Source organism: Agrilactobacillus fermenti (assembly GCF_047943045.1).
Lineage (GTDB): Bacteria > Bacillota > Bacilli > Lactobacillales > Lactobacillaceae > Agrilactobacillus > Agrilactobacillus fermenti.
This window is the reverse complement of record NZ_CP181347.1, coordinates 390,178-406,779: the sequence shown is the minus strand read 5'-3', so window position 1 is coordinate 406,779 and position 16,602 is coordinate 390,178. Positions and strand designations below refer to the sequence as shown.

Below are 16,602 nucleotides of genomic sequence, written 5' to 3'. Positions count from 1 at the left end.
ACAATTATGTAATCACTTACATATCTTATGTTAAAGTAAATCAAAAAATAACATACCCTTTAAAATAGATAAAAACCCGTAAAAAGTGGCACTATTTTTTACGGGTTTTTATTTCATAAATATTTAATTCACAATGAGCAAAATTAATTTCTAGACCATTGTAGCAACAAAGTCACGCAATGGTGTATTCAAAGGTATGCTCTTGAGTGCCTCTTTGAAAGGTGCGGTCAGCATCGTCTCATCGGCACCCTGCTGTAATTTTAGTGCCCAATCAGGGTCGAAAATCAATTGCCGGCCCACAGCTACTAATTCTGCATCCGCCAAAACTTGTGTCACATCTTGGCGATTGCGGACATTACCGACACCGATCAATGGCAGTTTCCCCTGCAAAGCTTGATGGACATAAAACAGCATACTATGATCTTGATAATCTGGATCCTGAGCAATCCGCTGATAATCATTTTCAGATAGATGAATGTAGTCTAGATCAAAGTTTTGGAGCTGGGTTAATAACCATAAAGTATCCGCAAAACGAATACCTGGTGTTTCAAACTCTTCTGGAGAAATCCGATAACCGACAATAAAGGGGCGCTTAGCATACTGATGCACAGTTTCAAAAACTTCAGTCAATAGTTCTTTGATAAAAGTAAACCGAGCTTGCCGATCCCCACCATATTGATCTGTCCGACGATTAGAATGTGGGGAAAAGAATTGCTGGATCAGATAAGTATTCGCCCCATGCAATTCAATCCCATCAAAGCCAGCTTCAATAGCTCGCTTGGTCGCCGCACCAAAAGATTTGATCACTTGTTCGATTTCAGCAAGCGTCATTGCTCGTGGTGTTTCTGCCCCTGGTCGTGGGGCCGCCACCGCACTGGCTGAGACGGGTTGAACACCGCCAAGTGTGGCACGATCCGTCATCCGACCAGCATGAAAAATTTGAATGATCGCCTTGGCACCCTTCGCTTGAATCGCTTTAGCTAGTTCGGTAAGCTCAGGTAGCATTTGGTCGTCAGCAATACTTAATTCACCCGGCCAGCCTTTACCATCTGCTTGCACATTGGCTGCACCAGTGATCACAGCACCAAGTCCTTTTGCCCGCGCTGCATAATAAGCAATCTCATCTCGAGTGACTGTCCCATTATAAAAGCTTTGCTGCGTTGTCATTGGCGACATCATGATCCGATTCGGTAAAGTAACGCCTGAGCGTAATGTAAGCGGCATTTGTTCTATTTTAGCCAAAATATGATCGACTCCTTTTGTTAATAAAATTGCCTAGCGCTGACTGATAATAATTCTGCAAGTGCTAATAGTATAGTTACTTATCATAAGTCAGTATAGTTAGCTTAACCAACAATCACTTAATTTTCAATTTTAATTTAATAATGATCTATAAAAAGCATAATTTAGGTACCTAAGCATTTTCTTTGCGCTTTTAAGTTTGATGCTTTATAGTTACTCTCTGGACAAGGAGGCCGCTAATATGACGCAAACAAATCCAACAATCAAAGAAATGTTTCACTTCGTTTTTCGCAATGTCTTGAAGAAACGCTGGATCTTAGGCCTTAATATTTTAGCGCTGACGGTGATCACGCTCTTACAATTTGTGCTCCCGCAAATCGAGCAGTTCATCATTGATAAAGTGATTCCGCAAGCTCACTTCAAGTTACTCCTGATTAGTATTGGCTTACTTTTATTGACTGCAATTGTCCTAGGTGTTTTTAACTTCATCTCAACCTATTACATGGGTGTGATGAGCCAGACAGCGATCACCGATCTACGCACCCAACTGTATAATGATATTTTGCATCAAGACACGCACTTCTTCGAATCTAGTAAAACCGGTGATTTGATGGTGCGTTTGACCAGTGACATCAATAATATGCAAAGTTTAATTTCTGCCAACATGTTAGCTATGATCGGTAACCTATTTACTTTCATTGGCGTGCTGGGCTTTATTTTTTACAAAAATTGGCAAATGGCGCTGGCCGTTAGTTTGACCTTCCCTCTGACTTTCTTTATTTATCGTTATTTTCGCGATCGGATCCATGCTGCCTTCATTCGAGTACGGCAATCCCAATCACAAATGTCCAACCAAATGCAAAATACTTTGACCCAAATTGATTTGATCAAGAGTTATACCAGTGAAGATTCAGAAGCAACAACTTTCGGCAAATATGCTGATCAAAATAAGATGAATATGATCAATGCCACCAAGAATCAAGCCATCTTTTCACCTTTAGTCGATGGTGTGAATTACCTTGGGGTCGCAATCGTCTTACTGCTGGGCGCCTATTTTGTCATTAAGCACCAGCTCACCGTGGGGGGTCTCGTTGCCTACCTGAGCTATGTCAGTATGCTGCAAAATCCCATCAGTTCTTTCACGCGCCTATTGAATCAGCTGCAGCAATCCTTAGTTTCGTATAGTCGTATCAAGGCTGTGACGCAAGTCAAGCCAAAGATTATCGACGCCAAAACCGCCGTTGCCATGCCGCAATTAAAGCAGGGCATCACTTTAGACCATGTTTATTTCACTTTCAAAGCAGATGATCCGACCGAGAAAACCAAACATGCCGCATTGACCGATGTCTCTTTCAAAATACCTTATGGGCAGCAAACCGCTTTGGTTGGCCACTCTGGTGCTGGTAAATCAACAATCACCAAATTGATTGATCGTTTATATGATATCGATCAAGGTCAGATTTACTTCGATAACTTACCAATTACGCAAATCCAATTACAATCCCTACGGCAAAATATTGCCATTGTTTCCCAAGATATCGCCATTATTGATGGGACGATCCGGGACAATATTCGTTATGGTACTCAAGACGCAACTGACGCCCAAATCTGGCAAATGGCTGAACTGGCTGATATCAAAACTTTTATCGCTGGTCTACCAAATCAACTAGATACTCAGGTCGGCGAACGGGGCATTAAACTTTCTGGTGGGCAGCGCCAACGCTTAGCCATTGCCCGGGCCCTCTTAAAAGATGCCCAAATTGTCATCTTAGATGAAGCCACCGCAAACCTAGACAATGAGTCGGAAAAAACTATTCAAAACGCGCTAAACAATCTGATGCAATCTCGTACCAGCTTAGTCATTGCCCATCGCTTATCCACAATTCACAATGCAGATCAAATCGTCGTCTTAGATGATGGCCAAGTTGTCGAAACTGGTACACATCAAAGTTTATTGGCCCAGGGCGGCGCTTACGCCAAGTTGTACCAAGCCCAGTTTGAATAGAGTGTGACAAAAAGCGCTCAGCGACCGAGCACTAACCAGAATTACGAAAAATGGTGGGTTTTCCGTTTGAGTCATTCACGGTTAGGTGAGGGCGTTGCTTTTTGGCACACGTTTAAAATTAAATCATTATTTTGAAATAGCAGTCGTACGATAATGCCGGTTCACATCTGCTAACATTCCACGTCGAGCTTTTTGGTAAGCATCATCTTCCCCACTGTTTAAATTGGTCGCTTTAAGTTGTCCAGTTTCTGGGTCAGCAATTCTGGCTTCATATTGCTTCGTTTGCTTGTTAAAAAAAAAATAACAAGTATCGCCAGCAGCTAATGAAAAAATATCTGTTTTAGAGAAGCGGTTTTGATTATGAAAGTTTAGATTAGCTTGCCGATCGTTCGGGACTAAGGCAATGAAGATTTGGTCGCCAATTCTTGGAAGCGGACTGGAAATGTGCTCCGTAAAGACAACTTTTTCGCTTTCAGCTGCGGCTACCTGTGGTTTATCTGGCACGCCATCCATCTGGTCCCCAATCGTTGTATAGCCGCCAAGATGCAAAACTTTGATAGTGGTCCCCTCCAAATTTTGTTTTGCGCGGAAAGTCAGCTGCCGATTTACCAGAAGCTCATATTCGGTCAAAACTTCATGGTTGGCTGACCTTGCATGGGAGTGCCAGTTAGTGACAACTCCCGAAACAACGATCCCTTTATAACCCCTAACACGACCGGTATAAGCCTTAACCTTACCTGGATAGACCATGACGCTATCACGATTAGAACTAGCGTCAGAATCCGTACGTCCAATATATTGTTTGGTAACTGCGGCTAAAGTTTGACGCTGTTCGCTGCCCTTCTTTTGTGCAGCTAGAACAGCTTGGTAATAATGGCTTGACTTACTGTGATCCTGAACTGTTTCAGTTTTATGATTGCGATTAACGGCTGGCTGCTGCATTGAACAACCAGCCAGAAATATCGCGAATAGGCCAACTGCTAAGGTTACTTTTCTCATTCTGGTAAACTCCAATTTAGATTAACGTCCAATTTAGCCTTGAACAGCTGCTAAGTGACATTTTTTTGATTCGTTCTTTTAATTTAAACATAAAAATAACCTCAGAAACAGATATAATATCTGATTTTTGAGGTTATTTGAGCTAACTTCTAAACAGTCGTCAAAGGCAAAAAATACCCGGCTTTGTTTGTCTAAATTCTCTGGTTTTTCGTCTAGAATAGCCCCTATTAATCTTTTGTAAAGCGATTACAATATGAGTATATAATTCTATTATTTTATTGAGGGTGAAAATATGACGGAAAAATCAAACAATCCATTAAATGGCAAAGTTCTCTATGCGTTCGGCACCAGCATTGTTAACGGCCATATGGCAAATACCAGCTTTGTGGACGATATTGGTCAAGCTAATCAAATGACTTACAGAAAGTTCTGCGTTAATGGCGCCACTGCAAGAACCACGGATCCGAATAACATCGTGATCCAAATTGAAAATGCACCGACAAAAGTACCAGATCTTATCGTCTTTGATGCGGTAGCTAATGATGCCTATGCCCAGGTAGTCGATGATCCCCAAGTCATGGGCCAAATCACTTATGGTTATGATGATGCGCTCGATTCTAAAACTTATTGTGGCGCTGTAGAAACCATTTACCGCTTGTTGGAAACGAAATACCAAGGAGCTAAACTGCTTTATATCGCTACCCATAAAACACCGGCACGGGATTTACGCGTGCAAAATGTCATGCAAGCTACAGCTCTAAAAATTATGCGTAAATGGTCGATCATGGTGGCTGACCTTTATACAGCAGGTAACTTTAATGGTTTCTTGAAGTCATATCAGCATGATTATTCCTACGACACAGTAGACCAGAATGGCAGCAATCATGCTGTTGGCGGCACTGGTACCCACCCTAATGCGGCTGGCTATCGACTTTTTTATGACCCTATTATTACCCAAAAATTAAAAACACTTGTCACAGCATAGATGCGGCATCATAACAGTGCTTTTATTTTTCAAGTTTTACTTTTTACCATGCCAACTGGGCGTTTTCAGGCCATATTTTGTGAAATAAGGGTTACTTATAAGTGCAATTGAGGCGATGACCGAAATGATACTCGCAAAAATACGTTTCTTAGTTGGTTGATAGTCAATCAATAATCGATGATTTCCAGCTTGTTTTAAGGTCATTTGCAGCGTGCCTCTTGGTGAAATTGTCGTTGGAATTTTCTTCTGATCAGAAAAAACTTGGTTACCTCGATAATTGATGATTGGCAGATCAACATTTTGATTATTCTTAGTAGTCGTTAGATTGACAGCATAATGATCCGCTGTACTCGTTACCAGCACTGGCTTGCGTTGTTGGCCTATCACCGCAATATGGTGGTTGATGTCATTATCATAGGGCTCTGTCGTGACTGGCCGGTAGTCTGTGGTTGTAAAATTTTTAAAATCAGAGATCGCTACTTTATGCTCTAGGCTAACGAAAGGAACATTTTGACGCCAAGATTTATGAATAATTTCATTGGTGGATCTAACAAATAGCAACATTGTAATCGTCAGTGCACTGATCATTAACAGTGCACTGCTTTTTTGATTGCTTTTGGCTAAAATAGCCGCAGCTACAAATAAAATAAAAAAAGTAGCGAAAAAATTAAACCGATAGGGATATTGTATGATCGCAAATGGCGTATGATTTAGCTGCTTCCAGGGAAATAAATCAGTTGTTAAGTAAAAGGTCAAGAAACCTAAAAATGCCATTGGCCCTAAATCAAAACCATTTATTTGTAGTTTTGTCAGCTGGCTTAGAATGATCACTAGGGCAATCACGCCAACCGTACCGATGGTATAAACAAAAACGTTATTGTTCACACTAAATTTTAGCATCTGGGCTGGCGTTTTTAGAATACGTTCAAGTGCGGCCGTACTCACACTGTGCAACGGCTGATAATGATACTGTTCCAGTAAAGAAATTACTTGATAGGCACTAATCAATAAGGTGACGCCAGCTGCCTTTATGAGCGCCATCATGACTTTTTTATTGATCATTGGCAAACTAATCAGCAGCCGTATCAAAATTAACCCAACAACTAATAATGCTGATAATAGATGCGTATAGATTAAAAAACTCATCCCGATCGTAAGCCAATACCATTGGTGCCCATCATGCTTTTGCAGCAATAACTCTAAACTCACAAAAATAATGGGCAGGATCATCGCAGCCATATATTCACCCAGATCTAGACGCATGTAGGCTGAGGCGATACGATAAGTGGCGTAGGTATAGATAACCGAAAAAATAAAAGCCCCCACATCATTCTGCAGCAGTTTTTTACACCAATGGTAGGCAATTTCCAGAGTTGCTAATGTCGTCAAAAATAAAAAAATCAAAAAAGCAGGGATCCAATTATGAACAACCAGGTGAATCAAAACCAAAGGTAGTGCCGTGGTAACATAAGGATAAAAAATATTGATGGCAGAACCAACATTCCCAAAAGTATTAAAATCATAACCTGGCAATAAATGGCCGTGGGTCAACGCATTTTGCAGACTAATTAAGCGTGGAATGTGAAAGAGACTATCATCAGCACTCACTAAAATTTTAGGGTAAGCCCACACAGGTAAGATAAAAATCAAACTTAGCAGGATAAAACAGATGGTAATTAAAATCCGGGCTTTGATTTCCTTAGATATTTTGATTCCAGTCAACGACATTGTCGTGTCTCCCAAAACTGATTAATATGATCCATATTGAGCCAATAATCGGTCTAAAATATGATTACTTTGACTATTTAAGCGAAATACACTTGATAATAGACTCATTTTGAGTGTTCGCGAGTGTAGGCAGATTTAAAATGACTATAAACGGCCGCTAATACTTCTTTTGGTGAAATCGCTTCAACAATTTTGATCCGTTCTGGGTGCTGACTTGGCCGGTCTTTATAGAACTGGCTATTGATATGATGTGAGCCGCCTGTCAAGATATAAGCCAAATCAACATCCGCCTTTTCTAACTCGCTATATATGCGCTGAGCACTTAATTCAGAAGGATCCAGAATCTTAAGATCAACATTAAACTCCTGAAAAACGGTCCAATAACTGGCCCGGCGATACCAGCTGACTATTCTAATTCTTTTACCAGTCAAAAAGTCTTGATAGTCCGGGTGCTGCTGTTTAAATTGATCAATGAAACCCAGCGTTTCGGTCTGTACCTTTTTTTGTTTCTTGGCAGCATGTGCTGTTTCAATTTGAACTCTTTGTTGAGCCGTCTGATAATGATGGGTTAAACGGAAAGTATCTGAATCGAAGTCATAACGGCCACGATACACGTCCCCAAACTTCAATGGCATTTTGGCAGAGATCTCAACACCCCCATAGCGAGTGCCATCCAGAGCTATAAAAACCATGTCATTTGGTTCTGCTGTGTCTTCATGAAGCACACCATACAAAATTTGATAACTTGATTTTGAAATCTCAGAACGCCTAGCCTTATGATTTTGAAGCGGCATTTTAGGTAATTCTTCACGTAAACGATCAAAATACAAATCATACAGTTTGAATAACCCTTTGAATGACTGAATTGGATCAGTAGTCAACATATGCTTCATTGACTTTAGTAGTGCTTGCGGCGTATTCATAGAAGTTGCGCGCGCAGGTACACGAACAATTTGGCGATTTCGTTCCTGATTTTTTCTAATGCGTATAATTTTTTGATTTAATTTAGAAACCTGTTGTTCATATGCATTCACTTTCTTATTGGCCTGCTTAAGTTGTTTTTTAACCTCAATAGATTGCATATGTGTATCCGTATCATAGACAGCAGCTAATTTAGCTCTTATCTTTTTTAATTCTTGCGTCTTTTGAGCTACAATCTGTGCCTGTTGATCCAATGTCTGTTGCTGAGAAATGACAATATCTTTGGTTTGTTGTAGTTGAACCCGCAAAGCTGAAACCATATGGTCTCGCTGAGTTAGATTAGTTTGGGCGATTGAACGTTGCTGACGCGCATGAGCTAATTGCTTTTTCAGGCGTTGATTTTCTTGCTCTTTTTCATGCAAATGTTTTTTATCTTGTTGCCGTTGACGTTGTAATTGTTGATTTTGTTTTTTTAATTTTTTAATTCGTGTTGTGTTCACTGGGTTGTTGATTAGTTCATCAGCTACGACTGTGGAAGGCGTACTTTTATGAATTTCAGCTTGTTTAGCCTTAAATGCCGCTAACAAAGCTGATTTCTTTATTTTTCCAGTTTCAATGTCTGCTTTAAACTGCTTTGGCCGGTCTTGATAAGTCATTTGATCACCACACTTTAGTCCTTGATTTAGATACCTATTAAACAATCATACGTAATAAGCACCGTTGAAGCAATACCACTGGGCCTACCGATTCAAAATTTATGTAGCTATCTATTTCAAGGTGCATTATTTATGACACGCATTATCATTATGATACCCAACACATTTTCAAAGTATGGATTGATCAAAAAAAGACCCGTTGACCGAAGTAAAAATATCCTTCATCAACAGATCTAATCTTAGTATGTTTACTTAAACGTGTTTCAATTTATTCAGCGTCATAAGCTTCTTGGAAAAGTTGAATAATTTCTTCCTTAGTCCCCTTACGTGGATTTGAAAATGCATTGCCATCTTTCAAGGCATTTTCAGCCATTAATGGGAAATCTTCTGGCTTAGCACCAATTGCTTTGATACTCTTAGGAATACCAACATCTTCAGCCATTTGGCGCATAGCTTTAATGGATAGGTCAGCCGCTTCCCGTACCGACAAGCCAGCTGTATTTTCACCCATAATTTGTGCTAATTCAGCGAAGCGCTCTGGTGCAGCAATGATATTATACTGTTCTACCACTGGTAAGAGCAGTGCACAACAAACACCATGTGGGGCATCATATTGGCCGCCTAATTGGTGCGCCATCGCATGCACATAACCTAAATCGGCATTATTAAAGGCCATGCCGGCTAACATTTCGGCTTCCACCATCTTAGTACGTGCTTCAATATTATGCCCGTTTGCAACACATTCCCGCAAGCTTGTTTCAATGAGTTTGATAGCTTGAATACATTGACTATCTGTAATTGCATTTCGATTGGTGGAGACATAAGGTTCAATTGCCTGAACAAAGGCATCCATCCCTGTTGCTGCAGTTAAACTTTTCGGTACATCTAGCATCAACATTGGATCATTAAACGACACTAACGGAATATTACGCCATGAAACGACGACAAATTTCAAATGTGTTTCGGTATTCGTGATCACACAATGCCGCGTTAACTCTGAACCGGTCCCAGCGGTTGTGTTAACTGCAATCAATGGTGGTAAGGCGTTCGTTAACGTTTCTATCCCAGCCAATTTAGTAATATCGTCACCATTCGTTAGAATAATTCCGGTACCTTTCCCCGTATCATGCGCAGAGCCGCCGCCAATAGTAATGATACTGTCACATTTTTCTTTTAAATAAAGGGCCTTTGCTTCTTGAATATTATGTACCTTAGGATTTGGCTCAACGCCATTGTAAATGACGTAATCAACATCCGCAGCCTTTAACGAAGCTGTTGCTTGGGCTACAGCGCCATCAGATAAACTTTCAAGAAATTGGTCCGTGACGATCAGCGGCCGTTTCATATTTAGCATTTTAGCCCGAGCACCAATTTTTTCAATGACGCCAGGTCCAAAGAAATTCACACTAGGCATTAAAAAATCAAAGTTTGATTTCATATTCACATTATCCCCTTTAGATAAAATTACCTTACAGACCTAACTGTAACATATTATTAGGATAATTTGTGAAATATTTATCAATTTAATTATTAACTGTCTTTATTTAACTAACCTCTTGAGAGTAATTTAATTTTTAACTGTATGCCAAAAGACCACGACCTCACCCTAACCACGAATAACCAAAATGGAAAAATCGTTATCTGTCTAAATCACTTTTTGTGTGCCTTATGTGTATCCATTGGGTTGCATTCGGTAACTTATGGAGGTAAAATAATGATAAGGAGGTGTATGTACTATGGATGCTAAGAAAAAGGATACACGTCTAAGTATTCGAATCGATCCCGAACTAAAAAAAGCAGGTCAAGAAATCGCTAATGATATGGGCCTTGACCTTACGACGGCTGTGACCATGTTTATCACAAAAATGGTAAAGACTCATGAACTTCCATTTACACCCACCAGTCTCCCGATCGAGACGCTACGTGCCTTAAAAGAATCCGAACACCCGGAAAAAACACGTAAATATTATAAAAATACCAAAGATATGTGGCATGATTTAGATGCTTGAATTAAATTTTACGCCAACCTTCCGACGAGATCTAAAAAAGCTACAAAAGAAACATTATTCGCTTGATGCATTAAAAACGGTGATCGATCTCTTAGCAGAAGGCACCCACAACCAAGAATTAGTAACACGATACCATGATCATGCCCTGGCACCCAACAGCATTTGGAAAGGTCATCACGAGTTGCACGTTGATGGCAAAAGTGGTGATTGGCTATTGATATACCAAATATCAGATAATCTTTTGACCCTTGTTCGTACAGGCAGTCATAAAACGTTACTTGGCAAATAAGTAATCGTTTCATATAGCGGCTGTTACATCAAGCGGTCAGGGTAAAACTGCAGTACCCCTTAGAAGTCGGATTTTCGGTCTAACTTTTAAGGGGCACTATGTTTATGGCTTTAGCCATCCGCCAACTTAGAGCATTATTACTAATCAGACGGTAGCATCAATCTTGTACTACTGTGTGGAACACAGCCATTAGCGTCCTTCTGATGACAGCTGCAAGAATCAGGCTCTTGATCAAAGAAACGAAACGTTTGCGACCTTATATTACTGCTAAATTTAAACCGATAATCATGGGAAGTACTAAACGATATGTAATTGGTAATCAAAGCATTATTTCAAGCACGGTCATACATAAATGCCATAAAAATTAGTCCCCCAATAAGATAGCTCCAAAATATTAAAGCGATATATTGGTTTGTCGAGAACCAACGCATAAGGCTGTATAAAACAACACCACTGGTGGTTAGTAGCCACCACCATTTCATAACTTTCTGTCTATTAATGTTTGATGCTTTTTTGCGCATGGCTTTCCCCTCCTACAATGATTGTTTGGACACATTCCCATTTATCATTCTAGCAGACAGAGAACTATTTCTTTTAATTAAAGATTTGCCAAGCCACAACCCTATTTCTAAAATTATTTTTTGCTGCGTAAACTCGCGCTTAAAAACGACAGTTTATACGATATTATTCAGCATTCCTTGAACTTTCGCCCTTTCCACCTTTGAAATATTTTGATTAGGCGTAAAGTCAGATAATCGATTCGTTGGATTTTTCGTAATTTATCAGTACCTTGAAGCAAGTGGTATCAACAGTTTAATTACAATGCTTTTATATTGTCAATGTATGACCAATGTACTAAAATCATGTAGAGAGGTGATCATATGGATCTTAAAAAACGTTCTGCCATTACTGTTCGCTTGGACTATGAAACTAAAGAAGCAGCACGTAAGGTTTTTAACGATTTAGGTATGGATCTGAGTACAGGTATCAATATCTATTTGAAACAAGTTGCTCGAGATAAACAGCTGCCTTTCAAACCATCGTTGCGCGCCCCCTTAAATGAGGCAACCCAACGTGCGCATAAAGAAATCAGTGAAGGTGATTATCAAACATTTAATTCTTTGGAAAGCTTGCTTAAAGACCTAAACGATGATCATTAAACGCGCCAATTCGTTTAAACGACAATATAAAAAATTAAAAAAATCCGGTTACAATATGACACTATTAGATCAAGCTATTGCGGCGGTCTATTATAATGATCGGCCCATTTTGAAAAAACTTAAGGATCATCCACTTCGAGGAAAATTTAATGGCGACAGAGAGTTACACATTCAAGGTGACTGGTTACTACGTTATAACATTGATGCAGACCGACTCACTTTACTATTATTAGCTACTGGAACGCACCGCAACGTTTTAGGAATTGAATAAATAAGCCTAAAAAATACGAGAGCAAGACAAAACTAACGTTTTGTTTTTGCCCTCGTATTTAGTTACGAATAATTAAATTTTAAACGTGTTCCAAAAGGCAACGGCCTTTTGTCTCGCGCTCATACTTAACAACTACGGTTGCCCGTAATCATTATTTTTTGCTTTTAATTTCTTTGATTTTAGCTAAATAGGCTTTAGCATTCTCAGTAACTTGATCAAAGTCGCCCTTTTCACCAGGACCAACTAAGTTACTGCCGGCACCGACTGCAATGACACCAGCATCAAACCAAGCTTCTAAATTATCTAAGTTGACGCCACCAGTTGGCATCAAGTTAACTTGTGGTAATGGTGCTTTGACAGCCTTGACGGCACCTGGTCCAGCAACGCTACCTGGGAAGAGTTTGATGATATCACAGCCTGCTTCTAGAGCACGTTGCATTTCTGTGATCGTAAAGCAACCAGGTAAATAAGGCACTTGATAGAGATTACATAATTTAGCAACTTCACCGTTGAAACTTGGGCTAATAATATATTGTGCCCCAGCCATGATTGCCAAACGGGCTGAAATTGGATCTAAAACAGTTCCAGCACCAATCAAAGCCTTGTCATCACCATATTTTTCAACTAATTGGGCAATGGCTTGGTCAGCATGCGGCACGGTAAAAGTTAATTCGATGCCCGCAATCCCACCTTTGATGGCAGCTTCACTGATCTTAACCGCTTCTTCGACAGATTTGCCCCGGACAACCGCAACAACACCAGCGTCTTCAATTCTTTGGAGCACTTTTACTTTTTGTAAATCAGCCATAGACTTATTTATTTCTCCTTTGTAAATGACATTTCTCATATATTATAACGCAATTACATTCCAACAACGATCAATTCTGGATATCTGTAAAATATTCTGGAAAAGCTTCAAATAAAGGTTGTTCTTCTTCTAACATTAAATGCAAATGGTTCATACTCAAGCGCTCGGCTTCTTCGGGATCATGCGTTGCGACGGCTTTTAAGAGATGGCGATGATCTGTGATCAGGCTGGACCAATCCAGCTTCGTGATCTGTAAGCGTAACCAGCGGAACCGATTCAATTGGATATTGATCGTTTGCAGCCAATCCCAGACGTTTTCTTTAGCTGTCATTTGATAAAACGAATAATGAAAAGCTTCATCCAATTCGAAAAACTTATCATGATCTTTAGCCTTGGCAGCCGTAACTTGGGCGTCAATATTTGCCATCACAATTTGGACATTGGCCTCTGTTGCCTTAGCCGCTGCCTCGACCATGATCTTGCGTTCAACACTTTGCCGAATGAACCGCGCATCGGTAGCCCGTTTGATATTGATCTTGGTAATATAGGTCCCGCTTTGGGGAATAACTTCGATCAACCCATCCTTACGCAGCTGGATCAATGCTTCTCGAATTGGCGTTCGTCCTAACTGAAGGTCTGCTTCTAACGACTTCTCGGATATTTTTTCACCAGGGACATATTCCGCACGCAAAATGCGTTTGATAATCTCCTGGTAAGCCCGTGATTGCATGTTTTCAGTACGTTCTGGATTGATCATAATTGTTACTCCCACTCATCTTATTAAGCTTTTTCTAAAGCTTCCCACAAACCATTAAGGTAAGTAGCGCCTAAAGCTCGGTCATATAGCCCGTAACCGGGACGACCTTGTTCACCCCAAATATCCCGACCATGATCTGGCCGAATCACACCATTGAAGCCGGTATCATGCAAAGCTTTCATAATTTCATACATATCTAAAGAGCCTTCACTGGATAAGTGGGCAGCTTCGTGGAAGTCCCCTTCATTACCCATGAATTTAATATTGCGGACATGCATAAATGGTACTTTGTCAGCTTTGACAAACTCGCGGATGATTGCTGGTACATCATTATCTGGATTTTCACCCAAACTACCGGTACATATCGTGAAGCCATTATACGGCGAATCATACATATTCGCAATTGCCCGCATGTCTTCGACGTTCTTGTAAATTCTTGGCAGTCCAAATAAAGAACGTGGTGGATCGTCTGGATGCATGGCCATGCGGACATCATATTTCTCACAGGTTGGCATGATGGCATTCAAGAAATAAGACATATTTTCAGCTAATTTCTCAGCATCAACATCTTCATAAGCTTTGAATAAGCGCCGAACTTCGGCCAAACGTTCAGGTTCCCAGCCAGGCAGTACAAAACCACGAGAGTTATCCTGCACAGACTTGATGATATCCTCAGGGTCGCCTTCCACTAATTTATGTTGGAAAGCTAAATCGGTTGAGCCATCCGGTAATTTGTAATGTAGGTCTGTTCTAACCCAGTCAAAAATTGGCATAAAGTTATAGCAAATTGTTTTGATCCCATATTTCGCCAAAATTTTAATAGTTTCAATATAGTTTGCAATATATTTATCCCGACTAGGTAATCCGATCTTGATATCGTCGTGGATATTGACAGATTCAATAATTTCTAATTTCAAGCCAGCTGCTTCGACTTGTTCTTTAAGTGCTTTGACTTCAGCTTCAGGCCAAACTTCACCCACTGGCACATCAAATAATGCACCGACAACTTGTTTCATACCAGGGATTTGACGAATTTGTGGTAATGTCACATCGTCATCTTTGGACCCGTACCAACGAAAACCCATTTCCATAAGTTTATTCACCTTTTCTTTATAATTGACTTAAATCTGCTTAATAATTTTTGCCGTGTGCTTTAAGGGCAGCTTGAATCGTACCGCGCACACTGCCTTTAGCTTGCAACATTTGTTTGAAGTATGCTTCAACCTTTTCACCTAAACCAATGGCATATAAATCGTGAGCAAAAATTGACTTGTTGGCCAAAATTGGTTGTAAAATCTCATGAGCGTCTATATCAGCGCCTAATTGCACATTCTTGAAGCGTGGTTGTAATTGATCTAACAACGGATCGTTACTCAATTCAAATGATGCCCCATCATCAGCGATGCCCGTTAAGTAACGGCACCAACCGGCTAAGATCAACGGAATGAATTCCAAGTCTTTAGGATCTCGGCTTGGATCATCGATGTAGTGTTGAATCGTGACACCATAGCGAATTGGCAATTTCTGTGAAGTATCCGTTGCGATCCGTTGTGGGGTATCAGGGATATTCTTATTTGGCAGCCGTTTTTGGATCAATTGATCAATAAATTGTTTTGGATCGATGATCTTAGGATCAACGACAACTGGTAGGTCTTCGCCATAACCTAAGTTCTTGATCAAATTCAACAAATCTGGATCAGCGACTTCTTCAGCAATCGATTGATACCGCAATAAGCAGCCAAAGATGGCTAATGACGTGTGTAATGGATTCAAGCAAGCTGTGACTTTCATTTGATCCGCATCATTGACCGTATCGCGATCGGTTAAAATCACACCTGCTTTGTCTAAAGCCGGACGTCCATTAGGGAAACTATCTTCAATGACTAAATAATGGACTTCTTCCGTGTTCCCAAATGGGGCAATATTCGTATGTTTAGCTGTATGTAAAATATCGGTATCTTCAAAACCGTCAGCAGCTAATTGTTGACTGACTTTCTCAGAAGGGTTAGGCGTGATGCGATCGATCATGGACCAAGGAAAACTGACTTGCTTAGGATCAGACAGATAATCAACAAATTTCTGATCGACTAACCCATTTTCTAACCAGCCTTTAGCGATTGTTAAGACAGCATTTTCTAATTTCTGACCATTTTCAGAGAAATTGTCGGTGCTGACCATGGCAATTGGATAAGCGCCATTTTGAAAACGAGTATAGAGTAAGTAAGCCATCAAGCCCATGTTGGTCGCTGCTTTGTCTGGGCCACCCTTGATATCTGCTTGTGCTTGGGCAGTTAAGTTACCATTCATATCTGTCAAAGCGTAGCCCTTTTCAGTAATTGAAAAAGTCACGAACTGCAATGATTTAGATTTGAAAGCGGCTGTAATTGCTTCAAAGCCAGCAGGATTATCACGATTGAAATATTCGGCGTCGCCAACACTAGCTAACAAGGTCTTATCTAAAGTGCCATCGGCTTTCATAACGACACTTAAAATACGGTCATCATACTTCTTGTAGATATCTTTAACTACGGCATCGTCCCAAGTTTCGCCGACCAGCACACCAGCGTCTAATTCACCAGCATCTAATAATTTTTGGGCGATCATTGCATGGAAACATCTGAATAAGTTCCCACCGCCAAAGTGCAACCAAACTGGCGCCTTTTTCGTTTCGGCACTTGTTTTTGCAGCGTCATAAGTTGGTACGGTAATGCCTGCCTTTTCAAAAGCAGCTTTATTTGTAACATAGTCATCCAATAATTTAACCATTTTATT

At 40.3% G+C, this 16,602-nt stretch carries 16 protein-coding genes; 6 read left to right on the top strand and 10 right to left on the bottom strand.

The annotated features are described in order from the left end of the window. Positions 1–150: 150 nt before the first annotated feature. On the bottom strand, positions 151–1,224 hold the full coding sequence (locus ACNAN0_RS01840) for an NADH-dependent flavin oxidoreductase (RefSeq protein WP_416354218.1): 1,074 nt from the start codon (positions 1,222–1,224) through the stop codon (positions 151–153). 259 nt (positions 1,225–1,483) lie between these two features. On the opposite strand from ACNAN0_RS01840, the gene ACNAN0_RS01835 reads away from it, so the two are divergent. Further along, positions 1,484–3,247, top strand: coding sequence for an ABC transporter ATP-binding protein (locus ACNAN0_RS01835; protein WP_416353699.1), 1,764 nt, complete (start codon positions 1,484–1,486; stop codon positions 3,245–3,247). 126 nt (positions 3,248–3,373) lie between these two features. Here the strand turns inward: ACNAN0_RS01835 and ACNAN0_RS01830 are convergent, their stop codons facing one another. Continuing rightward, complete coding sequence (locus ACNAN0_RS01830) at positions 3,374–4,246, bottom strand: hypothetical protein (protein ID WP_416353698.1); 873 nt, start codon at positions 4,244–4,246, stop codon at positions 3,374–3,376. 292 nt (positions 4,247–4,538) lie between these two features. Here ACNAN0_RS01830 and ACNAN0_RS01825 point away from each other — a divergent pair, with 292 nt between their 5' ends. Beyond that, entirely contained in the window at positions 4,539–5,231 is a 693-nt protein-coding gene (locus ACNAN0_RS01825) for a GDSL-type esterase/lipase family protein (RefSeq protein WP_416353697.1), read from the top strand. Positions 5,232–5,267: 36 nt separating this feature from the next. Here ACNAN0_RS01825 and ACNAN0_RS01820 read toward each other — a convergent pair whose 3' ends face one another. The 3 genes from ACNAN0_RS01820 to ACNAN0_RS01810 all read right to left on the bottom strand — a co-directional run bounded on the left by ACNAN0_RS01820 (position 5,268) and on the right by ACNAN0_RS01810 (position 9,974). Further along, complete coding sequence (locus tag ACNAN0_RS01820; protein ID WP_416353696.1) at positions 5,268–6,959, bottom strand: 6-pyruvoyl-tetrahydropterin synthase-related protein; 1,692 nt, start codon at positions 6,957–6,959, stop codon at positions 5,268–5,270. Between the two features lie 104 nt (positions 6,960–7,063). After that, positions 7,064–8,536, bottom strand: a complete 1,473-nt coding sequence (locus tag ACNAN0_RS01815; protein WP_416353695.1) for a hypothetical protein — start codon at positions 8,534–8,536, stop codon at positions 7,064–7,066. 268 nt (positions 8,537–8,804) lie between these two features. Beyond that, positions 8,805–9,974 (bottom strand): iron-containing alcohol dehydrogenase, encoded by a 1,170-nt coding sequence (locus ACNAN0_RS01810; protein ID WP_416353694.1) that lies wholly within the window; start codon positions 9,972–9,974, stop codon positions 8,805–8,807. A 298-nt stretch (positions 9,975–10,272) separates the two neighbouring features. Here ACNAN0_RS01810 and ACNAN0_RS01805 point away from each other — a divergent pair, with 298 nt between their 5' ends. After that, positions 10,273–10,545 carry a type II toxin-antitoxin system RelB/DinJ family antitoxin gene (locus ACNAN0_RS01805; protein WP_230913271.1) on the top strand — a complete coding sequence of 91 codons (273 nt, stop codon included), beginning with the start codon at positions 10,273–10,275 and terminating at the stop codon, positions 10,543–10,545. Next, positions 10,538–10,834: a type II toxin-antitoxin system YafQ family toxin gene (locus ACNAN0_RS01800; protein ID WP_230913270.1), complete on the top strand. Its 297-nt coding sequence runs from the start codon at positions 10,538–10,540 to the stop codon at positions 10,832–10,834. The genes ACNAN0_RS01805 and ACNAN0_RS01800 overlap by 8 nt, the downstream gene beginning before the upstream one ends. A gap of 332 nt (positions 10,835–11,166) precedes the next feature. Here the strand turns inward: ACNAN0_RS01800 and ACNAN0_RS01795 are convergent, their stop codons facing one another. Further along, on the bottom strand, positions 11,167–11,355 hold the full coding sequence (locus ACNAN0_RS01795; RefSeq protein ID WP_416353693.1) for a hypothetical protein: 189 nt from the start codon (positions 11,353–11,355) through the stop codon (positions 11,167–11,169). Positions 11,356–11,715: 360 nt separating this feature from the next. Here ACNAN0_RS01795 and ACNAN0_RS01790 point away from each other — a divergent pair, with 360 nt between their 5' ends. Beyond that, positions 11,716–11,994, top strand: coding sequence for a type II toxin-antitoxin system RelB/DinJ family antitoxin (locus ACNAN0_RS01790; RefSeq protein WP_416353692.1), 279 nt, complete (start codon positions 11,716–11,718; stop codon positions 11,992–11,994). Continuing rightward, entirely contained in the window at positions 11,984–12,265 is a 282-nt protein-coding gene (locus tag ACNAN0_RS01785; RefSeq protein ID WP_416353691.1) for a type II toxin-antitoxin system YafQ family toxin, read from the top strand. Before ACNAN0_RS01790 ends, ACNAN0_RS01785 begins: the two co-directional genes overlap by 11 nt. Positions 12,266–12,416: 151 nt before the next feature. Here ACNAN0_RS01785 and ACNAN0_RS01780 read toward each other — a convergent pair whose 3' ends face one another. From ACNAN0_RS01780 to ACNAN0_RS01765, 4 genes are all read right to left on the bottom strand, one after another. Then, on the bottom strand, positions 12,417–13,073 hold the full coding sequence (locus ACNAN0_RS01780; RefSeq protein WP_230913266.1) for a bifunctional 4-hydroxy-2-oxoglutarate aldolase/2-dehydro-3-deoxy-phosphogluconate aldolase: 657 nt from the start codon (positions 13,071–13,073) through the stop codon (positions 12,417–12,419). A gap of 70 nt (positions 13,074–13,143) precedes the next feature. Beyond that, positions 13,144–13,830, bottom strand: a complete 687-nt coding sequence (locus tag ACNAN0_RS01775; RefSeq protein WP_230913265.1) for a GntR family transcriptional regulator — start codon at positions 13,828–13,830, stop codon at positions 13,144–13,146. Positions 13,831–13,853: 23 nt separating this feature from the next. Then, a complete protein-coding gene (uxuA, locus tag ACNAN0_RS01770) occupies positions 13,854–14,921 on the bottom strand; it encodes a mannonate dehydratase (protein ID WP_230913324.1) in 1,068 nt (355 codons plus the stop codon). A 40-nt stretch (positions 14,922–14,961) separates the two neighbouring features. Continuing rightward, positions 14,962–16,596, bottom strand: coding sequence for a mannitol dehydrogenase family protein (locus tag ACNAN0_RS01765; protein WP_416353690.1), 1,635 nt, complete (start codon positions 16,594–16,596; stop codon positions 14,962–14,964). Between the last annotated feature and the right edge of the window lie 6 nt (positions 16,597–16,602).

Bases quoted from the DNA above. Each gene is read 5' to 3' on its own strand.
- ACNAN0_RS01840 (WP_416354218.1), bottom strand. From the start codon at position 1,224: ATGCCGCTTACATTACGCTCAGGCGTTACTTTACCGAATCGGATCATG.
- ACNAN0_RS01835 (WP_416353699.1), top strand. From the start codon at position 1,484: ATGACGCAAACAAATCCAACAATCAAAGAAATGTTTCACTTCGTTTTT.
- ACNAN0_RS01830 (WP_416353698.1), bottom strand. From the start codon at position 4,246: ATGAGAAAAGTAACCTTAGCAGTTGGCCTATTCGCGATATTTCTGGCT.
- ACNAN0_RS01825 (WP_416353697.1), top strand. From the start codon at position 4,539: ATGACGGAAAAATCAAACAATCCATTAAATGGCAAAGTTCTCTATGCG.
- ACNAN0_RS01820 (WP_416353696.1), bottom strand. From the start codon at position 6,959: ATGTCGTTGACTGGAATCAAAATATCTAAGGAAATCAAAGCCCGGATT.
- ACNAN0_RS01815 (WP_416353695.1), bottom strand. From the start codon at position 8,536: ATGACTTATCAAGACCGGCCAAAGCAGTTTAAAGCAGACATTGAAACT.
- ACNAN0_RS01810 (WP_416353694.1), bottom strand. From the start codon at position 9,974: ATGAAATCAAACTTTGATTTTTTAATGCCTAGTGTGAATTTCTTTGGA.
- ACNAN0_RS01805 (WP_230913271.1), top strand. From the start codon at position 10,273: ATGGATGCTAAGAAAAAGGATACACGTCTAAGTATTCGAATCGATCCC.
- ACNAN0_RS01800 (WP_230913270.1), top strand. From the start codon at position 10,538: ATGCTTGAATTAAATTTTACGCCAACCTTCCGACGAGATCTAAAAAAG.
- ACNAN0_RS01795 (WP_416353693.1), bottom strand. From the start codon at position 11,355: ATGCGCAAAAAAGCATCAAACATTAATAGACAGAAAGTTATGAAATGG.
- ACNAN0_RS01790 (WP_416353692.1), top strand. From the start codon at position 11,716: ATGGATCTTAAAAAACGTTCTGCCATTACTGTTCGCTTGGACTATGAA.
- ACNAN0_RS01785 (WP_416353691.1), top strand. From the start codon at position 11,984: ATGATCATTAAACGCGCCAATTCGTTTAAACGACAATATAAAAAATTA.
- ACNAN0_RS01780 (WP_230913266.1), bottom strand. From the start codon at position 13,073: ATGGCTGATTTACAAAAAGTAAAAGTGCTCCAAAGAATTGAAGACGCT.
- ACNAN0_RS01775 (WP_230913265.1), bottom strand. From the start codon at position 13,830: ATGATCAATCCAGAACGTACTGAAAACATGCAATCACGGGCTTACCAG.
- uxuA (WP_230913324.1), bottom strand. From the start codon at position 14,921: ATGGAAATGGGTTTTCGTTGGTACGGGTCCAAAGATGACGATGTGACA.
- ACNAN0_RS01765 (WP_416353690.1), bottom strand. From the start codon at position 16,596: ATGGTTAAATTATTGGATGACTATGTTACAAATAAAGCTGCTTTTGAA.